Raw genomic sequence first — 20,977 nt, 5'->3', positions numbered from 1 at the left:
GCAAATGCTGATAGACAGCCAGCCTAATTTCTTTTGAGGGGTATCATGAAACGATTTTTGAGCTTGTCATTTTTGGCGCTGGCCGCATGTGGACAGGGTGAAAATGGGCCGTCAACGGATACGGAAACGACGAGTGCAGCCAATGTTAAGTTATATGCACTTGATTGTGGTCGGGTTGATATGAACGATCTTTCGATCTTCACCCAAGGCAATGAATATGACGGCCGCACCAACAAAGCGGCTTCCACATGTTATCTTATTCGTCATCCAGATGGTGATCTGATTTGGGATGCTGGTTTCCCGGATGCGCTTAATGACGCTGAAGGCGGCATTACGAATGGTCCGTTTCATGTGTCACTGCCTATAAAAATCAGTACACAGTTAGATCAGTTGGGTTTGTCGGCTGATGATATCGAATATCTGTCATTGTCACACACGCATTTTGATCATGTTGGCGGTGCCGGACAGTTCGCTGGATCGACCTTTATCGTTCACGAAAGCGAACGCGAATTTATGTTCCGAGATGATGCACGCGCCGATGAACAAGGCTTTGCGGCTTATGCGGCGCTAGAGAATGCTGAGACTATCGAATTCACTGGTGATTATGATGTGTTCGGTGACGGAAGCGTGACTATTCTGTCGATGCCGGGGCATACGCCCGGCCATACATCATTGACGGTCAACCTCGCGAATGAAGGTCCGGTCATGTTGGTCGGTGATCTTTATCACCTCAACGAGTCGCGCGAACATCGCTATGTGCCAAAGTTCAACACCGATGTTGAGGATACATTGGCCTCAATGGACCGTTTTGAAGGCATCGCGAAAGAGAATGGCGCGCGGGTGGTTATTCAGCATTCAATGAAAGACTTTGAAGCGCTTCCGAAGTTCCCGGCCTATCTCGATTAGGCGTTTTTCTGTTTGGCGCGGAGGCGGTAATAGCGCAGCCCCGCGCCAGGCGCACCAAGAAGCGGGTGTTTGCGCTCCCAATCCGTAATTTGAACATCTATACCGGAATGGCGTTTGATTTTCCACGCGATGTAATCAATGCCGCCATTAAAGGTCTGCGTGCCTTTCAGTAGGCGCGCGACTGATAAACCGGCTCCCGCGATGGCGCGCATCCGCCATGGGAAGGCGGCGGGTTTGGCGCTCTCAGAAATCTTTAGTTTTTCGCCCGATGTTGTGACGGTAAACCCGGCAGCACGCAAAGCAGGGGCGGTGACTGACGCGGCCCAATCGCCATAGCTTTCGATTAGCTTGCTGGCGCGATCAGAATCTTCGGCGCGTAATTCTGCTTTGTAAGACGCATTTAGCCCGGCAAGCCATAATTCCTTTGCGGTAAATTCATTGCCAACGAGACCAGCGGAATTGGCGCAAAAGCTGATGATAGATTGTGCCAGCGCATTCTCTAGGCGAGCCCGCATTTGGTTTTTGGGATCATAAATACGGCATGGTTGGGCGAAGCGCGCCCAGAAATAGGAATGAAAAGTCTTTGGACTGACGAGTTTTTCAAAATGTTCGAGGGTCAGAACCGCATATTTTGCGCGCAACACACCTTCGGGTGAGGGCGTTTCAAAATAAAAGACATTGGGCGGCATGATTTTGTTGGCGAGCCCGAGCATTCCTGAATCATATAGCGCGTCATAGGATGGGCCGATGATGTAGAAATCGAATATGATATTGGTGGGGTCTTCGTGGCTGCTGACGCTGGCACCGGACCCATAAAAAAGCGCCGCAGAAGTGGGGAATTTTTCAAGCAACGCATCAAGAAGGTGTTTCGCTGCCGAGCTCATTGATGGCGCAGAAACCTTTTCTATGCGTGCGCACAGGGCTGTATGCGGATCATTGTTCTCCGCACTATCATCATACTCGGTTGTCATTATGTGAGGAACGCAGCTTTTTCGGAAACTTTGAGGATCAAGTCTTCTTCGGGGTTGGTGTGAAAAATCTCACCGTCAAAGACAACAGGCCCATCAAACCGCAGGCGCATTTCTTGGCTTTTCCAGCTATGATATCCGCTATCTGAAAGCCAGGGCACCTTGCGGCCTGCGACCACATTGATGGCGGCGCGCAAGAAACGCTTTCGCGGATAATCGATGGCCATTACGTTCATTGGGTCTTCGCCTTCGCCCCAGAACGGAAAGATACCGGCGGATAAACGGTTCAGCGTGGTCAGCAACAGCATCGAAAGGTCACGATCCTGCAACTCGCCATTTTCATCGCGAATTTGGGTCATCAATGGTGATGGGCCACCGGAATTATCAAATGCTGTTTTCAGGATGAATCCAGCTGTGGTCAGTGCAACCGCGAGCGAGCTTTTGGCGCCCATTTTCTGAACATTCTGACGGCTGAAATGGACCGCAGTATGAAAAAGTCCAGCCCCGAGAAAGAACCCATAAATCGGGTCTTGCCGCTCTGATAATTGCATCCCGATGAGCGGACGTTCAACGCGATTGATTTCGCCCCGATTTCTCCGCCAAAGGAAATTATCAAGCGATGTTGCGGGCGGACCCTGAAGGCCACAATCATTGGCGATCACATTGGTCATGCCGCAAGGCAAGGCGACATAGTTGGGTTGGCGGTCAAAACGCCGGCGGTTAATCGCATTGGTGATTGTGGCTTGCATTGTTCCGTCGCCGCCACAAAGGATCAACGTATCGGAGTCGCCTTTTTCGATATCATCTAAGGCCGGGACCAGATCTTCGAATTGTTCAAGCACATAGGGCCGGATATTCGGATGCCGCTTTGAAACGTAGAGCAGATCATCGGCGAGCAATGCGCTACGCGTACTTTTAGAATTTATAATCATCGATGCGGTAGACATCGCGCACATCCCGTAAGCATCTTGCGGCGCTACGCCACCAGATTGGTATTAGCCATCGTTTATGAGGCGGCGACCGTGCAGCCTAATTGCGATTTCTCGCAACCCCTTGCAGCGTATTTCGCCTTGCCCCGTCAGCCCAAAGTCGGCCAATGCGACAAAATCGATTTGTCACATTTTGGACATATTTATCCACTGAATTCCGCAACTTAGCAATCGCCATTTAGGTATGGCGTGTGGAAATTACAGCTCCCGTTTATTCACGTTCAGTTTAGACGCACACTGTGCGTGCTTGATTTTTTCACTCTGGCTTGGTTTGCGGCGTGATCGCACAAAAACTGGTCATCGCTTTTGCCCGCATCATGGGCGCGTTAGTCAGAGCCAGAAAACGCTCTTACTTTCAGGGAGTTATGACCAATAGTATAGGCCAATGACGCCGGGTGATGAATATCCCAAATGGCCAAATCTGCGCGAAAACCCGATTTTAGCATGCCACAATCATCAAGACCAAGGGCGCGTGCGGCATGACAAGTCGTGCCGGCTAGGGCCTCTTCGGGTGTCAGTTGAAATAAAGTGCAACACATATTCATCGCCAACAGGACCGAGGTCATTGGCGATGTGCCCGGATTGCAATCAGTGGCGATGGCCATGTGGGCGCCTGCGTCACGCAGCGCTTTGATGGGCGGTAGTTTGGTCTCGCGCAGGTAATAAAATGCGCCGGGAAGCAGCACGGCCACCGTTCCCGCATTGGCCAAAATTTGCGTATCTTGCGGCGAGAGATATTCAAGGTGATCTGCGGAAAGCCCACCATATTTGGCGGCGAGGCGCGCACCGCCAAGATCAGATAGTTGTTCCGCATGAAGCTTTATCGGTAAGCCAAGGGTCTTTGCTGTTTCAAAAACCCGTTCAATCTGTTGGGTCGAAAACCCAATACCTTCGCAAAACCCATCGACTGCATCGACTAATCCTTCGGCATGGGCGGCGGGCATAATTTCGTTGCACACCAGATCAATATAACCATCCGCATTACCCTTAAATTCTGGCGGCACGGCATGGGCCGCAAGTAAGGTCTTGCGCACCCGGATCGGGCGTTCGTGTTCTAGTTGCCGTGCGGCACGCAGCATTTTTATCTCGTCTTTGACCGTCAGTCCGTAGCCGGATTTAATCTCGATGGTGGTAACGCCTTCGGCAATGAATGCATCAAGCCGTGGTAGGGCGAGGGCCACAAGCTCTGCCTCGCTGGCTTCTCGCGTGGCACGCACCGTAGAGATGATACCGCCGCCAGCCTTGGCAATTTCTTCATAGCTTTTGCCCAATAGCCGGGCTTCGAATTCACCGGAGCGATCACCACCAAAAATCAAATGTGTATGGCAATCAATCAATCCCGGCGTGATCAACCGCCCACTAAGATCAATGACTTCGTGGGCCAAGCTATCCGCCGCCCCAGTCAGACTGTCCATGGTGCCGATAAAACTGATTTTGCCTTGTTCGATGGCCAATGCACCGCGCTCAATCAGGCCATAAGGGGCATTCCCGTCCATGGTCGCGAGCACTGCGTTGATATAGATCTTATCCCACATTCGGTCAGTGTATCCCCATTCGTCTTTTTATGGCCAATATAGATCACCAGTGCCCATAAAACGTAATTCCGGCATTTCGGCGTAGTTTTTGCTGAGTTCATTCCGCCGACGAGGTATCATTCGGCAGTGGGAACGGAAACCAGGTGACGCCATGCTTTTTGGAATTTCGCAAATATCGACCTTTCGCCAGCTATTCAGCCGCTTTGCGGTCATTTGCGTGGGGGGCTTAGCGCTAACAAGTGTCTCAAATGCGGAAACTTTTTCGGCGGCGGATGTGTCATTACGGGACGTGACGGGCACTATTGAGATCAAAACGACCAGCGGCGACGAGATCGACATCGTGATCCGTCAAGGCAAAACCTATCATCAAGTTATGGTTGAGGAAAAAGATGGAACCGTCATCATCACTGGCGAGCGCTGGAAAAATGATGGCGACCGTAATTGCTGTGATAATCGTATCAATCGCGAGTTCCACCCGCGTGAAGGTCGAAAGCTAACCACTGGCGAGCCGGTGGATGAGGGCCTGTTTGCGGAATATCCAACAATCGAAATTTTGATGCCCTATGAGGGAAATGTCGAATTTATTGATGCACGGATTAAGCTCGCGATGGAACGTCTCGGCGGCGCGCTTAAACTTGATGCGTGTTATGTTTATGGCGAGACGAGCGATGTCGAGGAGGCTGTCATTGGCGTTGTTCACGGTTCGCGTCTCGTGATGGGTAATGTCAGGGGCGGATTGGAAATTGATGTATCGGGCGATGCTGATGTGCGCGTCGGGGATGCGTCTATCGTTGATGTCGATATTGCCGGGCCGGGGGATGTGGTGCTCGGCGATATTGATGGGATGTTTGATGTTTCTATCGCCGGTTCCGGTCTTGTGCGATCTACCCGGGTGGATGGCCCGATGACGGCGCGTATCGCGGGGTCCGGTGCAGTGATGGTTAAAGCTGGCGGTGCCGACAAGTTGCGGGCGATCATTGATGGTTCGGGTCTCGTGTTTTTCGGCGGTGCAGTGACACAACCAGACCTTAAGCTTTATGGCTCTGCGGAAGTCCGTATGAATAGCGTCACGGGGCGGATTACCCGCGCGGGCGGCGGCAGCGTTTATGTAAACGACAAAAAGGTCGAGAAATAACCTTGATAATTAAGATTGGTAAAGTGCATTGATCATCGGACAGGATGTATTATCATTCGTGTTGCATTGATCGGCTAGCTCGACCAAACGTTTTTCTAATTTCCGTAAATCACGTATGCGCGTCCGTATGGACTTAATTTGATTTTCGGTAATTTTTTTGACCGTATCGCATGAGAACTGATCATCACCGACACGGAGAAGCGTGCGAACTTCATCCAAAGAGAACCCGAGCTTCCGACAGCGTCGGATGAACTTGAGACGATCAGATTCAAAACGGTTATAAAGCCGATGGCCACCCGCGGAGCGGTGGGGTATCGGCAATATCCCTATTTTTTCATAATATCTAATAGTTTCGATGTTGACGCCGGTGGAATTGCTCAATCGCCCGATTGTGATTTGGTTGTCCGACATTTTTCTTGAACCTGTAGTTACTACAGGTTGTAGTATCGCAAAATGAAAAAAAATATCGAGTCTAAAAAATCAAAATTTATGGGCAGGTTTTTTGCGGGCGGTGGTCTAATTGCCGCGACGTTCGCGGTTGTCGGTGCATCCTGTTGTATTTTACCGCTTGTGCTTATCAATCTAGGATTGGGTTCGGCTGTAATCGGAAATTTGGCATTATTTTCGGCGGCGAAGCCTTACTTAACCGCTGTTTCTATAGGGTTAGTAGGCTTGAGTTTTCTTGCGGTCTATCGAAATGGGCGGCGTCCTAGTGGTGCAATGATTTGTTTACTGATAATAGCAAGTTTGTTCACCATATTGGCGATTTTACTCCCCTTCTTTGAAGGAAGCATCGTACGGTGGATTGAGGTATGAGCTTGGAAATCGAATTTAAATCTACAATAACCTGTCCTGAATGCGGTCATAAATCAACGAATTCTATGCCCGCGGACGCGTGTCAGTATTTTTATGATTGTGAAGGGTGCCGTGCGGTATTAAAACCGATGGCCGGAGATTGCTGCGTCTATTGTTCATTCGGGGATGTTAAATGTCCGTCGATACAAGAAGGAAGATCCTGTTAAGAAAACATCCTTTGCTTGCCTAATGCCGCCGATTCACGGTTAAATGTAATTTAGTCCGGATATCTTGTTGCGGTATCCGGACAATTTTGCGTTTCTAATTTGCGTTTCTAAAAAGTGTTGCGTTTCAAAAAAAACAAAACTGAACAGGAGACGGAACAATGGCGGGCATTCTCTCTAATTTACGCAATGCGGTGATAACGGGCTTTGTGCTCGCGATCCTGCTTGCGATTTTATACATGCTGATGGGCGGCGCGTTTGACGGTAATTATACGCGGTTTTTGTTCCGTTGGCTGCATGTGCTTTCTGGAGTCATGTGGATTGGGTTGTTGTGGTATTTCAACTTTGTCCAAATTCCATTGATGCCATCGATCCCCGATGATCAAAAACCCGCAGTCGGTAAGCACATCGCGCCGAAAGCGCTTTGGTGGTTCCGCTGGGGTGCGATGTCAACGATCGTTACCGGGCTCATCCTTGCGATGTTGAACGGCTATATCGTCAATGTACTGACGCTTGGTGCGGTTGATGGTTTTGCTATCCGTAACCACGTGCTTTTGGGCATTGGCATGTGGATGGGCATTATCATGTGGTTCAATGTCTGGTTCGTTATCTGGCCGAACCAGCAAAAAGCCCTGAACATCGACAACAAATATCCTGACCTAGCGCCCGACGCAAAAGCGGCGGCGGGCCGAACGGCGATGCTCTTTTCACGGACGAACACGGTTCTTTCGATCCCGATGTTATTTGCCATGGTTGCTGCTCAAAATCTCTGATTGGGTGCGGCGGGATAACACGTAGTTGCGTGCGGGGCCGACATTGACAAAATGTCGGCCCTAACCTTATGGGAAAAGGGTAATTTCAGGAGTTTGCTATGCCTCGTTTTGCCGCCGGTGTTGTTCGTTTCCAAAACGAAGTCTTTCCCGAAAAACGAGCGTTGTTTGAAAAACTGGCAGAGGGGCAAACACCAGAGGCGTTATTCATTACCTGTTCCGACTCGCGGATCGAAACCGCAATGATCACCCAAACTGAACCGGGCGAATTATTCATCGTTAGAAACGCCGGCAATATTGTGCCGCCCCATGTGGTCAATGCGGGCGGGAACACGGCGTCTATCGAGTTCGCGGTGGCAGCGCTTAATGTACCGCATGTTGTGATTTGTGGTCACACGGGTTGCGGCGCGATGGCCGCGTTGATGAAACCCGCGCTATCGGCTGATATGCCCCATATTCGTGAATGGCTCGGGTTTGCCACCGGCGCGCTCGACTATGTGCGCGAGCATGGCAAAGACCTGGACGAAGATGCGCGGATCGCAATGCTCACGGAACAGAATGTTATCCTCCAGCTTGCGCATCTTAAAACCCATCCGGCTATTATGACACGAATAGAGAAGGGCGACATCCAACTTCACGGTTGGGTCTATGACATCAAATCCGGTGGCGTAGATTCCTATGACGACGCCAGCGGCAAATTCCAACCTGTCGATATTCGCTATGCGGCCGAAATGGCCGCCCTCGCAACGAAAGATGGATGTGGGGGGTGACTGCCTAGCGCGGTAATAGCGCCGCAACGGCGTCGAGGGGCAGCATCAGCGTTCTTGGCTGGATGGGCGATTCTAGGAAATCAAAACGCTTGTAAAATGTGACTGCATCGTCGTCGATTGCGTGAACGAGGATCGCGCGGATGCCCACGTCCTCAGATGCTCTTACAGAGCGCAATAACGCGTCTCGCAATAAATCAGCGCCCAGACCTTTGCCATGGTGCGCTTTATCGATGGCGAGCCGGGCCAGCACGATCACCGGTATCGGATCAACAGAATTGCGGCTTAGTTTTTTTGCGGCGCTCGACCGGTCGATGGACCCTGCCGCTAATGAGTAATAACCGATTACCCTGTCATTTTGTTGGATGACGAAAGTTTGGCTGGTGCGACTGTTGTTTGCGAGTGCGCGTTTTTGAACCCAATTATTCAGGGCTTCATTTCCGCAGTCGAAATTATCAAAATTATGCGCAGAAGATATTCTCTCCGGCGCAGCGACGACGTCAGGCTGATCGGCGTCTATCGTTCCCATGCCGGTTTTTTAGCCAACAAGGTTTCCAGATTTGCGGTTTTCGGAAGAGGGGCCGTAAGCGCGGTTTCAAAGGATTGAAACTGGTCTTCATCCAACGCAAACAAGCGCCGATCCAAAAGCGCGTCTTCGGCAGCCGAAGACGCTGCTCTGAGCATGAATTCGGTGCGTGAAATATGTTGAAGCGCAGCAGCCTCGTCGATCTTATCGCGTACAATTTTGGGCGCGCGGAGTTGAATTTTCACCGCGTCGCTGGATTCAGTGGGATGTTTTTTATCGGCCGAGAGCATGCGCAATCCTTTCGTATGGACATTGTCCATGCTCCATAATGGCGATTTGTATGGACGATGTCAATACAATCACCCTCAAGCCCGCATTTGGTGGATAGATATCCCCGTGGTTCTGGGTGGGCCTATAGTGCGGTTCGTGCTGGATAGGGCCCGGACCAAAGGCGGCGGTAAATCACCCCGTAAACGCATTACGACCCATCACAGCGCCAGGCACCGGCGAGCATTGCCCGGCTGGGGTCGGCTCTTTGACATTGTGAATCTTTTGGGGGGTGGCACCAGTTGCTGATCTAACAAATGGCGCTGATCTTGCAAAAATAGTCTAAATATGTATATATAGTCCATAAATAGACCATGAGGTGAATCCCATGAGCGCGACCGTGCTCGACGCCCCCGCAGACGACAATCTGGCCCTTCGTGAGCCGGACGAGCGCAAACGCATGTCTGCACCCGCGATCAAGTTGTTCTTTAAGGTGGCGGATCTTTGGGGTCTTACGGTCGATCAGCGCCGGGCGATCCTCGGGGATGTGTCGAAACAGACCTATTACAACTGGCAAAAGGGCAGTGTGACCTCGCTCACGCGCGATCAGCTAGAGCGTATTTCGCTGGTGCTCGGTACCTTAAAAGGATTGCGGCTGGTCTTCGCCTCCGACGATAATGCGGTCCGCTGGCTCAAGGCCAATAACCACGAGTTTGAATTTGCTGGCCGCCCGCCGCTCGACCGGATGACCCAAGGCAGCATCAACGACCTTTACGCGGTGCGGCGTTATCTCGATGCGTGGCGGGGCATGAAGTAACCCCGTGAAGTCGAGCAAGGTTACATCACGCACACACCGGATCATCGCCAGTCGCTATCCGACCATTGGTGTTTTTGAAGACATCGCGGAAAACGAAGACGAGTTGCGCGTGGCGTTTGAACTCGAAGCCATGACCAATGGCCGGTTGCAACCCTATCGGCGATTGGCGGCGCTGCCCGAGGGCGGGGTGGTGACTGGCCCGACCGCGTCAATCGCCATGGCGGCGTTTCTGCATTGCTCTGATAGTGGTGGACGTTTCAATACATCGCGGCTCGGGGCATGGTATGCGGCACTTGATCAGCGAACAGCGATTGCCGAGACGGTCTATCATAATGAGCGACGCTTGCGGATGTCGGATGCTGGGTTCCCGAACCGGATTCAGTTACGCGAACTGGTGGTGAATGTGGATATGCGCTGCCTCGATTTGCGCGGGGTCGATGACCCGGTGCTTTACGACAAAGACGACTATGCGGGGTCTCAGCTATTTGCCCTTAATCATCGCTGGCCATTTTCCGAAAAGCCGGTGGATGCGCTGGTCTATGATTCGGTTCGGCGTGATGGCGGCGAGAATATCTGTATTTTCCGGCCGACGGCGGTGCCTTTACCTATCGAGCAGGGCGAGCATTTCGAATATGTCTGGGACGCGGCGGGCGAATTAACCGTGCTCAAGCTGACCAATGTGGACTTTCCTTAAGTGATTGCCCGCGAAACGGGGCGTAGCGGTTGACACAGGCCGTCGCTTTGATTATTTTCCGCCGCTCACGCACGAATTGAAAGCTAGTCTCATGAAAGTCCGCAGTTCCCTTAAGTCGTTGAAAAACCGACACAAAGATTGTCAGGTCGTCCGGCGCAAGGGCCGCCTTTATGTGATCAATAAAACGCAGCGTCGTTTTAAGGCCAAACAGGCCTAATCCCTGACACCTTGTCAGCTAGGTTTTTCCTTGGATTTTAATGACTTACGCGGTAGGCTTTCGCCTATGCGAATGCGCCTTTGTGCTCTTTTCTCCAGCTTTTTGCTAACCGTTTTTGCGGCTGTTCCTGCATTTGCGGACCAGACGGACCCGCGCCTTGATCATTTGTTCGAAGAATTGCGCGTGGGCGACGCGATCCGCGCTGAAGAAAATGTCTCCCGAATCATTGAGATCTGGACCGACGCCCAAAGCGATACGGTGGATCTTTTGTATGTGCGGGCGGAACTAAGCGCCAATAATGGTGCGTTTGATCTCTCGCTTACGCTTCTCGATCATATTGTCGGCCTCGCGCCGAATTTTGCCCAAAGCTATGCGCTGCGCGGGTCTGTGCGTTTAACCCAAAATGATCGGGCCGGGGCCATAGAGGACTTTTCCCGCGCACTAGAGTTGGAGCCACGGCAATTTGTGGTGCGCACAACGCTGGCGGAGATTTTGTTGGCCGGCGGCGCTAAGCGCGAAGCTTATGACATGTTCCAAAAGGCGCTTGAGTGGAATCCTCATGACGAAAATGCCCGTGATCGGGCGCGTCAGCTCCGCCGTGAAATTGACGGTCAAGAAATTTAATTTTCCCCACTGACGTCGTTCGTGCTTGGCCTTACAGGCGGCCAATCCTAAACCTATAGATTAAGCATGCGGATATTTTATCCGTGTCATGATTAATTGTAAGGGAGTGTGCACGTGGCGGACGGATCGGCGAGTGTAGAAGGCGTAACCACCATTGCGGCAGACCGACTGCGGTCGTTCATTGAGCGGGTTGAGCGTCTGGAAGAAGACAAAGCCGCCATCATGAATGACATCAAAGAAGTGTATGCCGAAGCCAAAAGCGACGGCTATGATGTCAAAACCCTGCGCCAGGTTGTGCGTATTCGCAAAATGGAAAAAGCGGACCGCCAAGAACAAGAAGCGATGCTTGATCTTTATCTAGCGGCCCTTGGTGAAGCGTAAGCGCACAATTAACTTGCGCGCTTAACTTCCAGATCATGCTCCCGCAATTTGCGATAGAGCGTCGAGCGCCCCATGCCGAGGCGACGGGCGACTTCGGACATCTTGCCTTCATAGGTATCAATCGCAAGAGCGATGAGGTCTTTTTCGATTTCTTGCAGTGACCGCAAATGACCGGCGCGATCAAAAATCGCTACGGCATCATTGGTCTCTGTGGGCGAGATCAAATTGCTCAGTTTAGGTGGCTGTTCTGTGCTGCTATCGCTATCGTTTGACAATAGCGGCGGGCCAGCTTCGATGCCTGCGGCTTTGAACTCATCCGCCATTTGCGGAAAGTCTTCGGCAGAGAGATATGGGTTTTCGGCCAGTACAACAGCGCGGAAAATAGTGTTTTCCAACTGCCGCACATTGCCCTGCCAGTTATATTCGCAAAGCACTTCCAACACTTCGTTACGTACACCGCGAACGTCGCGGCGTTCTTCGGCATTATAGCGATGGATGAAATGCTCGATTAGCGCGGGGATGTCTTCACGGCGATCACGCAATGATGGGATCTCAATCGGGAAGACGTTGAGACGGTAAAATAAATCTTCGCGGAAGCGACCATTTTTGACTTCTTCGCCTAGCTCGCGATTGGTTGCGGAAATTACGCGAACATCGACCTTGGTTGGACGTTTAGAGCCAATCGCATCGACTTCGCCTTCTTGAAGCACGCGCAGCAATTTGACCTGCATATCAGCGGGCAATTCGCCAACCTCGTCGAGGAAGATCGTGCCGCCATTGGCCTCCTGAAATTTACCAATATGTTTGGCGTTTGCACCAGTAAAAGACCCTTTTTCGTGACCGAACAAAATGCTTTCAACTAGATTTTCCGGAATGGCGCCGCAGTTGACTGTGATGAACGGACGACCCGCGCGGTCTGACGATCCTTGAATGGCGCGGGCGATCATTTCCTTACCCGTACCGGACTCGCCTGTAATCAAAATTGGAATGTTCGAAACAGCGGCGCGTTCCCCAAGGCGCGTTACATGGCGCAGTGCGCCACTTTCGCCGATGAGATCTTCAAAACCCATCGCGCCTTCGCGTTTGCGTTTGAGGCGCGATACTTCGCCCTGAAGTGTCGTCAAATTCAAAGCATTCTTTATAGAAACAATCACGCGTTCGGGCGACGCAGGCTTTACAAAGAAATCGGCGGCGCCGCTTTGCATGGCTTCAACGACGGTGTCGATGCCGCCTTGCGCGGTTAGAACGATCACCGGCAATTCTTCGCGGAAGGATTTTGCGCGTTTTAGCGTTTCCATGCCGCCAAGACCGGGCATACGCAGATCAAGCATGATCAATGCGATGTCTTGTCCTTGTTGGCTTTGCAGCAAGGAGAGGGCGCTTTCGCCGTCAGCAGATTCTAATACTGGATAACCTGCTTTCTCGCATACGGCGCGCATAAGGCGGCGTTGGGTGGGATCGTCATCTACGATTAAAACCGTTTTCACCATGAGTGGCAGGCCCTTCTGAGATTGAAATATTCAGGAGAAAATGGACCCACAGAGTAAAGATCGGTTTAAAACCGTGTCATTCCGATACGATTTTGCGACAATTCAACGAAGAAATTAGCGCTTGGGCTTCGTGGTAAAGATTAGTTTACGAATTAATTTATTGTTTACTTTAAGTGGTCGCAAAATAGCAGAACCATCAGCGCCATTATGATTGCCCCAAGCGCTGACACCGTTCTCGATCTTGATCGTACTGTCCTAGTGATTTGCGTTTTTTGCGCTTTGGGCTATCGATGGGCCATGAATTGGGCATGGTTATGAGCAAGAAATCAGAAACATCCGAACGTGAAGAGCTAATCCGGCCTTTGACCCATCTTGGCGGACAAAAGCCGCCGGCACCGAGTTGGTTTGAAAAAGCCATTGCGACCCCGTCAGAAGAGGGTGCGGTCGAGGTAGGGGGCGCGCGAATTCGCTATTCTGTTTGGGGCGAAGAAGGTCAACGCGGCCTTTTGTTTGTTCATGGTGGACGGGCCCATCGAAATTGGTGGCGACCTTTTGCGCCATTTTTTGCGGAAAACCGCCGGGTTGCGGCGCTCGATCTTTCGGGCATGGGGGATTCTGACTGGCGCGATTCCTATTCTCTTGATCTGCTCGTGGATGAAGTTTTCGCCGTAATCGATAAAGCGGGCCTCGCGACGCGCGGACGTCCCATTGTGGTGGGCCATAGTTTCGGCGGTTGGGTAACACTCGCGGCGGTGGAACGCGATGGTGAAAAGCTCGGTGGGGCGGTCGTGGTTGATAGCCCGCTCGGCGTTCCGGACCCGCATGAGGGTTACAACGTCATCAAGAAAAAACCAGAAGAAGAAACCCAAGAGGCAAAACGCAGCGCCCATATATATAAGACGAGCGAAGAAATGATCGCGCGGTTCCGTCTTTTGCCGAACCAGCCAGCTGAGAATTTGTACCTGCTTGATTATATTGCTCGCGAGGGATTGCGCCCAGAAACCATGCAGGACGGGTCTAAAGGTTGGACGTGGAAGTTTGATCCGGTCAAAGGCGGTCGGTTTGAGGTACATTTTGAGCGCGATTTGTTGCGCGCGGCGCGTTGCCCGCTTGCTTTTATCTATGGCGAAAAATCGCAATTCGCACAGGGTGATGGGTTCCAACACCTTCAGGAACAGGCGCGCGGCAGGTCACCCTTCGTGGTGATTCCCGACGCGCATCATCATTTGATGATGGATCAACCTTTGGCGTTTGTTTCTACGTTGCGTACACTGCTCAGTGCATGGCCAGTGCGATTTGGGGTTTAGTATTTTGAGCAAATTGTATACGAGAATTGGTCGATACAACCTCGCCTTTGAAGTAATATTGCGATAGCCTTGAAAGCAGTAGAAAATATATAATTGAGTTACATTTTCGGCGCAGTAGTAGTCTTGCCGAATTGATTGATATCAGCCAAAACACTGAAAAATATACGGAGTTTCCATGACTGACGAAGCGCAACAGCGGATCCAAGACAACGAAGATCACCGCAGATCATATGATGCGATTATGGGTGCCGCCACAGAAGTTGGCGTGCCTGCATCTTTGGGCCTGGCGACGATGTTCACCAGTTTGGTGATGTCAAACGGACTGCTAATTTCCATACTTGCAGGTGTTGGCGTTTATATCTTTTCACACGTCGTCGTGAAACTATTCTTCTCGCATTAATGTAGTGACCCGCCTTCGGAGGCATAATGAAAATAGCCGTCCTGAAAGAAACGCGCCCCGGCGAAACCCGGGTTGCGGCGACACCTGAGACCGTCAAAAAATATTTGGGTCTTGGGGCCTCTGTCAGTGTTCAAACCGGAGCGGGCGAAGCAGCCCGTTTCTCTGATGCCGATTATGCCGATGCCGGTGCCAAAATTTGCCCCAGCGCTGCGGATGCGGTGCAGGAAGCTGATATTATCCTAAAGGTGCAGGCGCCTTCGAGCGAAGAGATGCGGGTTTTTGCGCGCGGCGTGAAACTGATCGGGATTCTGTCCGCTTATAATGCACCTGACACGGTGCCGGCCTATGCCCGTATGGGCGTTGACGCCATGGCGATGGATTTCATGCCGCGGATTACCCGTGCGCAGTCGATGGACGTTTTGTCGTCTCAATCGAACCTTGCGGGTTATAAAGCAGTTATTGATGCGGCGGCTTATTATGGTCGCGCGCTTCCTATGATGATGACTGCGGCGGGCACGATTGCTGCTGCGAAGGTCTTTGTTATGGGTGCTGGTGTTGCAGGACTTCAGGCGATTGCGACCGCCCGCCGTCTTGGGGCTGTGGTCTCTGCAACTGACGTACGCTTTGCGGCGAAAGAACAGGTGAACAGCCTCGGCGCGACTTTCGTCACGGTCGATGAAGAAGCCATGAAAGAAGCCGAGACCGAAGGCGGCTACGCCAAGGAAATGTCGGATGATTTCAAAAAGCGACAGGCAGAGTTCGTCGCCGGTCACATTGCGAAACAGGACATCGTAATCACAACGGCGCTTATTCCGGGTCGTCCGGCGCCGCGCCTTGTGGACGCTGATATGGTTCGGTCAATGAAGGCTGGATCGGTGATGGTTGATCTTGCGGTTGAGGCTGGCGGTAACGTTGAACTCGCGCGGCTAGGCGAGGCGATTGAGACAAATGGCGTCACCATACTTGGTTTTGCCAATGTGCCGGGCCGATTGGCCGCTGACGCGTCGAGCCTCTATGCGCGCAACATTTATAATTTCATTGCCGCCTTCACTGATAAAGAAAGCGGCAATTTCTTTGCGGACCCTGAAGACGACATCATCAAGGGTGTCTCGCTGACCCGAGATGGCAAGGTTGTCCATGCCGCGTTTGAACCAGAAGAGGCCGAGCCAGCACCAGTTGAGACATCATCGGCCGCTACTGAAACTGAAGAAGTCGAAACGTCGTCGTCATCTGACGGCAACGAATAACATCCCTGGAGGAGCCTGATGGCCGCGCCGGATAAAGCACAACAACTCGAAGAAGCCGCAAAAGCAGCGGAACATGCTGCGCAAACCGCTGAGGCAGCAGCGGCGAATGCAAGCGGAAATGCAGAAGCCGCAACCGCCGCCGCAGAACATGCGCGCATGATCGCCGATCAGCTAGCGGTGATTGCATCAGCGAGCCCGATTTCTGATTTCGTCTTTTTGCTGACGATTTTTATGTTGGCGATCTTTGTCGGCTATTACGTGGTTTGGTCGGTGACACCCGCTTTGCACACGCCGTTGATGGCGGTGACCAACGCGATTTCATCGGTGGTGATTGTTGGTGCGCTCATTGCGCTTGGGGCTGATCTTTCGCAATCAGCAAACAGTTTTGCGCCAAAATTATTTGGTTTTCTCGCCGTCGCGCTGGCTAGCGTGAATATATTCGGGGGGTTCCTTGTGACCCAGCGAATGTTGGCGATGTACAAGAAAAAAGAACGCTAGGGGATTAGCATGGCAGATAATTTACCAGCGCTTCTTTACGTCGCTTCGGGCATCCTTTTTATCCTTGCATTGCGCGGGCTTTCGTCGCCTGAAACAGCGCGACAGGGAAATCGCTTTGGCATGATCGGGATGGGCATTGCCGTTCTGACCACGCTTTTTGTGCTTGAAAACAAAGGCTTTGGAACCTGGGTTCTGGTCCTGCTCGCAGTTGGCGCTGGCGCTGTGCCAGGGATTTATATTGCGCGCAAAATTCCGATGACAGCGATGCCGCAATTGGTGGCGGCGTTTCACTCACTGGTTGGTCTTGCAGCCGTGTTTATCGCATGGGCCGCATTCCTTGCGCCGCTTGCATTCAACATTGGCGAACCGGGACACATTCATATTCAATCCATCGTTGAGATGTCTTTGGGCGTTGCGATTGGTGCGATTACATTCTCCGGTTCGGTCATCGCCTTTGCTAAATTGAACGGCAACATGTCGGGCAAACCGATCATGCTTCCTTTCCGCCATTCGATTAATCTTGGGCTTGGGCTTTTAATCCTGATCTTTATTGGGATGCTGATGACCGGCGAGCAATCGCCAATGATTTTCTTCTTGCTGACGCTTACGGCATTTGTGCTCGGGTTCTTGTTGATTGTTCCGATCGGCGGCGCGGACATGCCGGTGGTTGTCTCAATGCTTAACTCTTATTCTGGGTGGGCCGCGGCTGGTATTGGCTTTACGCTGGAAAACATGGCGCTGATTATCACGGGCGCATTGGTTGGCTCGTCTGGGGCGATCCTTTCCTACATCATGTGTAAAGCCATGAACCGCTCGTTCGTCTCGGTTATCCTTGGCGGGTTCGGCGGCGATGACGCCGCAGCCGGTGCCGCTGGCGAAGATGACCGTCCGATTAAGCAGGGCTCTGCGGATGACGCGGCCTTTGTCATGAAGAACGCCAACAAAGTCATCATCGTGCCGGGATACGGTATGGCGGTTGCCCAAGCGCAACATGCTCTCAAAGAGATGACAGATACGCTCAAGGCCGAAGGCGTAGAAGTAAAGTACGCAATCCATCCGGTCGCCGGCCGTATGCCGGGACATATGAATGTTCTGTTGGCAGAGGCGCAGGTGCCCTATGACGAGGTCTTTGAGCTTGAAGACATCAACGCCGAATTCCGTACGGCAGATGTGGCGTTCGTGATTGGTGCGAATGATGTTACCAATCCGGCGGCGAAAACTGATAAAACCTCGCCAATCTATGGCATGCCCATTCTTGACGTCGAAAATGCCGGAACGGTTCTATTCGTCAAACGCTCAATGGCCGCTGGCTATGCGGGCGTTCAGAACGAGTTGTTCTTCCGCGATAACACGATGATGTTATTCGGCGATGCCAAGAAAATGTGCGAAGAAGTGGTCAAGGCGCTTTAGCGGCGTAGCATTTGTTTCGTTGGTGCCTTTTTCAAAGTGGTGATGTCCGTCATCACATGGGTTAGGGGAAGAAAACCATGAAACATTTATTATTGGGCGCAGCTGCGCTCGCACTTTTCGCATGCTCTCAAGATAATGCTGCGGATGCGTCTAGCGACAACGCATCAAAGATGGCGGCTGATAAACCGAGCGGTGAAACTGTAGAGGTACCGACGGCGTGGCAGCAGCTTGATGCTGTGCTGGCTGAGCAGCCGGACGAGGCAAAGGCGCGTTACGAATATCGCCACCCAGCAGCGACACTCAAATTCTTTGGCGTCAAGCCGGGCATGACCGTCGTTGATACGTTACCGGGCGAAGTTTGGTACGCTGGAATTCTGCTCGATTATCTTGGCCCCGAGGGCAAAGTGATTGGCGCTGACTATTCACCAGAGATGTGGTCATTGTTCGGATCATTTGCGCCGCCAGAAGGTGCCAAAGCAAATTGGGCCGCTGAATGGACCGAAAAAGCTGAAGGCTGGCGCGACGAAGGTGACGCGAGCGTTGGTGCGGTTGCATTTGGTTCTGTGTCTGATGATATGGCGGGCACAGCAGATGTGATTTTGCAAATCCGCTCGATGCACCATTTCAACCGTTTTGAGGATCAAGGCGATCATCGAACTCAAGCGATTGCTGACATGTATAAGCTTTTGAAACCCGGCGGCGTTGTCGGTGTTGTTCAGCACCGCGCACCAGAGGGCAATGATGATGCTTGGGCGACCGGTGACAATGGTTATGTGAAGCAATCAGCGATTGTCGCTGCGTTTGAGGCCGGCGGCTTTGAACTTGTTGATCAAAGTGAGATCAACGCCAACCCCAAAGACCAACCAACCGAGGATGATTTTGTTTGGCGCTTACCACCAACACTGGCCGGAAGTGCCGACGATCCAGCCGCCGCCGAGGCCATGCGCGCGATTGGGGAGTCTGATCGGATGACATTGAAATTCAAAAAACCGGAATAATTTGGTTTCTCAAGTTGCTAAAAAAAGCCCCCGACGGAAACGCCGGGGGCTTTTTGTCATTGGGTGTAGCATTTGATTTTAGCAATGTTGCTTAGTTATTTGATCCGCCAAAGGTAAATTCGCGCATGATGTGAAAGCCAACCGCGAATTGGTGCCGGTCGCCAAAATCCTTGATGATGGGCGTTTCGGCATAATCATCGAAAATATAATTATAACGCGCATACGGATTAAGTGACCAGCGGTCACGGATGTTGATATAAGCGTTTACGGAACCACCAACATCCCGGAATCCCGCATCCGTGTTATAAGCGGCTAAACGCCCGTTCGTGCGAGCGGCCTGTTCCGGTGAGATAGAAAAATAAGCATCCGCATATCGATTGCCGATCCAGCTTGCTTGGCCACTGGTTGAAACCGAAACCGGGCCTGCGCGAAAAATCAGGGCAGTGATATAACCATCAACGATGGTGCCACGGTGACCAGTTTTAAGGCCGTGACGGGCTTTTGCTTTGAACGCAAAACGATCAAGGAAAGTCGTCGCGACAAAGCCGCCAAATTCAAACGTGGTGCCGACATCGCCAAGCCCGGCCAGTGCGGGATTATCGTCTTGATCTCGGCGGGCTTTAATCCGGACAGTCGGACCGAGACGGAAGCGCGAAAAGCCGATAAGCCCGAAATCTGCGCCGTCATCGTCAAGAAAAACGAAATCTCGGAACTTCACATAAAGCTGTGGGTCGGCATTAAACTCGTAATCGTTGGAGCCAAAATAATCAGGCTCATAGACCGGACCAACGCCAATGCTAAGATTGGTCTCTTCGGGTACGAGGAATGTCAGCGCACCAAAAAAGCCGCGATTTTCATCTTTTTCGCCGAGTGTAATGCGGGTTTTCGTGCGATCATTATCTTCACCCTCGGTGCCAAATATTGGGCGCACTTTTGGGTCATCCAGGGCGTTGGCGTCGCGCTCTTGCTCAGCCGTCAGATAAAGCGCTTCTTCTTGTTCTTTTTCGCTTTGGCGAATTTTGTCGCGCTTTTCTTTTTCGGTCGGACCAAAAAGCATGGGGCTTAGCGCTGGGTCGTCAATCTGGCGTTGTGCGGATGCGGGTTGAGCCGCAAGGGTCATCAAGCCTGCTAGACATGCTATCGCCGTGATCCCACTGCTTTTTAGCCCGTAGTTTTTTGGAAATTCCCTCATACAGCACCTAACCCAGTGCGCCACAGCGCCGTTCCCCGTCGATTATGTCTTTTCATTTTATCGCGCGAATATCGCATTTACATCACAACCATGCGCATTATCGTCACAAAATTCATTGGTTTTCATTAATTTCCAGCATGTTTAGGCGATTCGGAGCCTACATTATGGGAATTTATGGGCAATTAGTATTTGGCAGACACAAAAAAACCGGCGCGCAAAGCGGCCGGTAATTCCGATCAAAAAAGCGAATGTCGCTTAATCGTTGATTGCATCGTCCATCGCTTCGCCAGCGCTTTCAACGTCACGGCCAACGCCCTTGACGGTTTCACATGCTGACAGGAAGAAGCTGAGTGCCAAAATCAGGGAAAGAATTCGCATAAAAAACCCCATTCAAAACAAAGAGCGAGACCAGAAAGCCTGATCACGCTCACCAAAACTAGCAGAACCATTTCGGGTCTACTAGTATTTCAGAACAATAGGGGCGCGTTATTCGTTCCGCGCCGGGCACAAAGCGGGACCTAGAGGCCACCTTCGCGCTGAAGGCGCTTACGAACCAGCTTGCGTGCACGGCGAACCGCTTCGGCTTTCTGGCGAGCGCGCTTTTCAGACGGCTTCTCAAAGAACTTCCGGCGTTTCATTTCGCGGAACGTCCCTTCGCGCTGCATTTTCTTTTTCAGCGCTTTGAGGGCTTGTTCGACATTATTGTCGCGGACAAAGATCTGGACCAAGGACTTCAGGCTCCTATGAAACAAAAGCGCCACGGGTTGTAGACCGCGACGCAAAATACAATCTAACTCAGCAAGCGCCTGTGTTAAGCAAG

27 protein-coding genes are annotated in these 20,977 nt (G+C 51.9%); 17 read left to right on the top strand and 10 right to left on the bottom strand.

The window, feature by feature from the left end; all coding sequences use genetic code 11:
* Positions 1-45 precede the first annotated feature (45 nt).
* Complete coding sequence (locus ABFZ84_RS12785) at positions 46-906, top strand: N-acyl homoserine lactonase family protein (protein WP_369314406.1); 861 nt, start codon at positions 46-48, stop codon at positions 904-906.
* On the opposite strand, the gene ABFZ84_RS12780 is transcribed toward ABFZ84_RS12785, so the two are convergent.
* The 3 genes from ABFZ84_RS12780 to hutI form a co-directional block, all read right to left on the bottom strand.
* Positions 903-1,877 (bottom strand): hypothetical protein, encoded by a 975-nt coding sequence (locus ABFZ84_RS12780; protein WP_369314405.1) that lies wholly within the window; start codon positions 1,875-1,877, stop codon positions 903-905. The genes ABFZ84_RS12785 and ABFZ84_RS12780 overlap by 4 nt on opposite strands.
* Positions 1,877-2,821 (bottom strand): diacylglycerol kinase family protein, encoded by a 945-nt coding sequence (locus tag ABFZ84_RS12775; protein WP_369314404.1) that lies wholly within the window; start codon positions 2,819-2,821, stop codon positions 1,877-1,879. Before ABFZ84_RS12775 ends, ABFZ84_RS12780 begins: the two co-directional genes overlap by 1 nt.
* 368 nt (positions 2,822-3,189) lie before the next feature.
* Positions 3,190-4,398, bottom strand: a complete 1,209-nt coding sequence (gene hutI / locus ABFZ84_RS12770; RefSeq protein ID WP_369314403.1) for an imidazolonepropionase — start codon at positions 4,396-4,398, stop codon at positions 3,190-3,192.
* A 151-nt stretch (positions 4,399-4,549) separates the two neighbouring features.
* Here hutI and ABFZ84_RS12765 point away from each other — a divergent pair, with 151 nt between their 5' ends.
* A complete protein-coding gene (locus ABFZ84_RS12765; protein ID WP_369314402.1) occupies positions 4,550-5,533 on the top strand; it encodes a hypothetical protein in 984 nt (327 codons plus the stop codon).
* A gap of 9 nt (positions 5,534-5,542) precedes the next feature.
* Here ABFZ84_RS12765 and ABFZ84_RS12760 read toward each other — a convergent pair whose 3' ends face one another.
* A complete protein-coding gene (locus tag ABFZ84_RS12760; RefSeq protein ID WP_369314401.1) occupies positions 5,543-5,944 on the bottom strand; it encodes a MerR family transcriptional regulator in 402 nt (133 codons plus the stop codon).
* Positions 5,945-5,986: 42 nt separating this feature from the next.
* Between ABFZ84_RS12760 and ABFZ84_RS12755 the strand changes: the two genes are divergently transcribed.
* The 4 genes from ABFZ84_RS12755 to ABFZ84_RS12740 all read left to right on the top strand — a co-directional run bounded on the left by ABFZ84_RS12755 (position 5,987) and on the right by ABFZ84_RS12740 (position 8,092).
* Positions 5,987-6,349, top strand: a complete 363-nt coding sequence (locus tag ABFZ84_RS12755) for a mercuric transporter MerT family protein (protein WP_369314400.1) — start codon at positions 5,987-5,989, stop codon at positions 6,347-6,349.
* Positions 6,350-6,351: 2 nt separating this feature from the next.
* Complete coding sequence (locus tag ABFZ84_RS12750; RefSeq protein WP_369314585.1) at positions 6,352-6,555, top strand: GDCCVxC domain-containing (seleno)protein; 204 nt, start codon at positions 6,352-6,354, stop codon at positions 6,553-6,555.
* Positions 6,556-6,713: 158 nt separating this feature from the next.
* Positions 6,714-7,325, top strand: coding sequence for a urate hydroxylase PuuD (locus ABFZ84_RS12745; protein WP_369314399.1), 612 nt, complete (start codon positions 6,714-6,716; stop codon positions 7,323-7,325).
* Positions 7,326-7,423: 98 nt separating this feature from the next.
* Complete coding sequence (locus ABFZ84_RS12740; protein WP_369314398.1) at positions 7,424-8,092, top strand: carbonic anhydrase; 669 nt, start codon at positions 7,424-7,426, stop codon at positions 8,090-8,092.
* 4 nt (positions 8,093-8,096) lie between these two features.
* Here the strand turns inward: ABFZ84_RS12740 and ABFZ84_RS12735 are convergent, their stop codons facing one another.
* Positions 8,097-8,618, bottom strand: coding sequence for a GNAT family N-acetyltransferase (locus ABFZ84_RS12735; protein WP_369314397.1), 522 nt, complete (start codon positions 8,616-8,618; stop codon positions 8,097-8,099).
* Positions 8,606-8,905: a type II toxin-antitoxin system TacA family antitoxin gene (locus tag ABFZ84_RS12730; protein ID WP_369314396.1), complete on the bottom strand. Its 300-nt coding sequence runs from the start codon at positions 8,903-8,905 to the stop codon at positions 8,606-8,608. Before ABFZ84_RS12730 ends, ABFZ84_RS12735 begins: the two co-directional genes overlap by 13 nt.
* Positions 8,906-9,270: 365 nt before the next feature.
* Between ABFZ84_RS12730 and ABFZ84_RS12725 the strand changes: the two genes are divergently transcribed.
* The 5 genes from ABFZ84_RS12725 (at position 9,271) to ABFZ84_RS12705 (ending at position 11,615) form a co-directional block, all read left to right on the top strand.
* The gene (locus ABFZ84_RS12725) at positions 9,271-9,699 is read left to right on the top strand and encodes an antitoxin Xre/MbcA/ParS toxin-binding domain-containing protein (protein WP_369314395.1); all 429 of its coding nucleotides are present in this window, start codon (positions 9,271-9,273) and stop codon (positions 9,697-9,699) included.
* A 4-nt stretch (positions 9,700-9,703) separates the two neighbouring features.
* Positions 9,704-10,393: an RES family NAD+ phosphorylase gene (locus ABFZ84_RS12720; protein WP_369314394.1), complete on the top strand. Its 690-nt coding sequence runs from the start codon at positions 9,704-9,706 to the stop codon at positions 10,391-10,393.
* Between the two features lie 91 nt (positions 10,394-10,484).
* The gene (gene ykgO, locus ABFZ84_RS12715) at positions 10,485-10,610 is read left to right on the top strand and encodes a type B 50S ribosomal protein L36 (RefSeq protein WP_369314393.1); all 126 of its coding nucleotides are present in this window, start codon (positions 10,485-10,487) and stop codon (positions 10,608-10,610) included.
* 66 nt (positions 10,611-10,676) lie between these two features.
* Positions 10,677-11,234, top strand: a complete 558-nt coding sequence (locus tag ABFZ84_RS12710) for a tetratricopeptide repeat protein (RefSeq protein WP_369314392.1) — start codon at positions 10,677-10,679, stop codon at positions 11,232-11,234.
* 114 nt (positions 11,235-11,348) lie between these two features.
* The gene (locus ABFZ84_RS12705; protein WP_369314391.1) at positions 11,349-11,615 is read left to right on the top strand and encodes a DUF2312 domain-containing protein; all 267 of its coding nucleotides are present in this window, start codon (positions 11,349-11,351) and stop codon (positions 11,613-11,615) included.
* Between the two features lie 8 nt (positions 11,616-11,623).
* Here ABFZ84_RS12705 and ABFZ84_RS12700 read toward each other — a convergent pair whose 3' ends face one another.
* Positions 11,624-13,105: a sigma-54-dependent transcriptional regulator gene (locus tag ABFZ84_RS12700; RefSeq protein WP_369314390.1), complete on the bottom strand. Its 1,482-nt coding sequence runs from the start codon at positions 13,103-13,105 to the stop codon at positions 11,624-11,626.
* 314 nt (positions 13,106-13,419) lie between these two features.
* Here ABFZ84_RS12700 and ABFZ84_RS12695 point away from each other — a divergent pair, with 314 nt between their 5' ends.
* The 6 genes from ABFZ84_RS12695 (at position 13,420) to ABFZ84_RS12670 (ending at position 18,965) form a co-directional block, all read left to right on the top strand.
* Entirely contained in the window at positions 13,420-14,412 is a 993-nt protein-coding gene (locus ABFZ84_RS12695) for an alpha/beta fold hydrolase (RefSeq protein WP_369314389.1), read from the top strand.
* Between the two features lie 175 nt (positions 14,413-14,587).
* A complete protein-coding gene (locus ABFZ84_RS12690) occupies positions 14,588-14,812 on the top strand; it encodes a hypothetical protein (RefSeq protein WP_369314388.1) in 225 nt (74 codons plus the stop codon).
* A gap of 26 nt (positions 14,813-14,838) precedes the next feature.
* A complete protein-coding gene (locus tag ABFZ84_RS12685) occupies positions 14,839-16,059 on the top strand; it encodes a Re/Si-specific NAD(P)(+) transhydrogenase subunit alpha (protein ID WP_369314387.1) in 1,221 nt (406 codons plus the stop codon).
* A gap of 18 nt (positions 16,060-16,077) precedes the next feature.
* On the top strand, positions 16,078-16,557 hold the full coding sequence (locus tag ABFZ84_RS12680) for an NAD(P) transhydrogenase subunit alpha (RefSeq protein ID WP_369314386.1): 480 nt from the start codon (positions 16,078-16,080) through the stop codon (positions 16,555-16,557).
* Between the two features lie 9 nt (positions 16,558-16,566).
* Positions 16,567-17,967 (top strand): NAD(P)(+) transhydrogenase (Re/Si-specific) subunit beta, encoded by a 1,401-nt coding sequence (locus tag ABFZ84_RS12675; protein ID WP_369314385.1) that lies wholly within the window; start codon positions 16,567-16,569, stop codon positions 17,965-17,967.
* 77 nt (positions 17,968-18,044) lie between these two features.
* Complete coding sequence (locus tag ABFZ84_RS12670; RefSeq protein ID WP_369314384.1) at positions 18,045-18,965, top strand: class I SAM-dependent methyltransferase; 921 nt, start codon at positions 18,045-18,047, stop codon at positions 18,963-18,965.
* 91 nt (positions 18,966-19,056) lie between these two features.
* Here the strand turns inward: ABFZ84_RS12670 and ABFZ84_RS12665 are convergent, their stop codons facing one another.
* From ABFZ84_RS12665 to rpsU, 3 genes are all read right to left on the bottom strand, one after another.
* Entirely contained in the window at positions 19,057-20,085 is a 1,029-nt protein-coding gene (locus ABFZ84_RS12665) for a MipA/OmpV family protein (RefSeq protein ID WP_369314383.1), read from the bottom strand.
* Positions 20,086-20,412: 327 nt separating this feature from the next.
* On the bottom strand, positions 20,413-20,535 hold the full coding sequence (locus tag ABFZ84_RS12660; RefSeq protein ID WP_369314382.1) for an entericidin A/B family lipoprotein: 123 nt from the start codon (positions 20,533-20,535) through the stop codon (positions 20,413-20,415).
* A gap of 140 nt (positions 20,536-20,675) precedes the next feature.
* The gene (rpsU, locus tag ABFZ84_RS12655) at positions 20,676-20,918 is read right to left on the bottom strand and encodes a 30S ribosomal protein S21 (RefSeq protein ID WP_369314584.1); all 243 of its coding nucleotides are present in this window, start codon (positions 20,916-20,918) and stop codon (positions 20,676-20,678) included.
* Positions 20,919-20,977: the final 59 nt, after the last annotated feature.

This window comes from Hyphococcus lacteus (genome assembly GCF_041058985.1).
Taxonomy (GTDB): domain Bacteria; phylum Pseudomonadota; class Alphaproteobacteria; order Caulobacterales; family Parvularculaceae; genus Hyphococcus; species Hyphococcus lacteus.
This window is presented reverse-complemented; position numbering and strand designations above follow the sequence as displayed.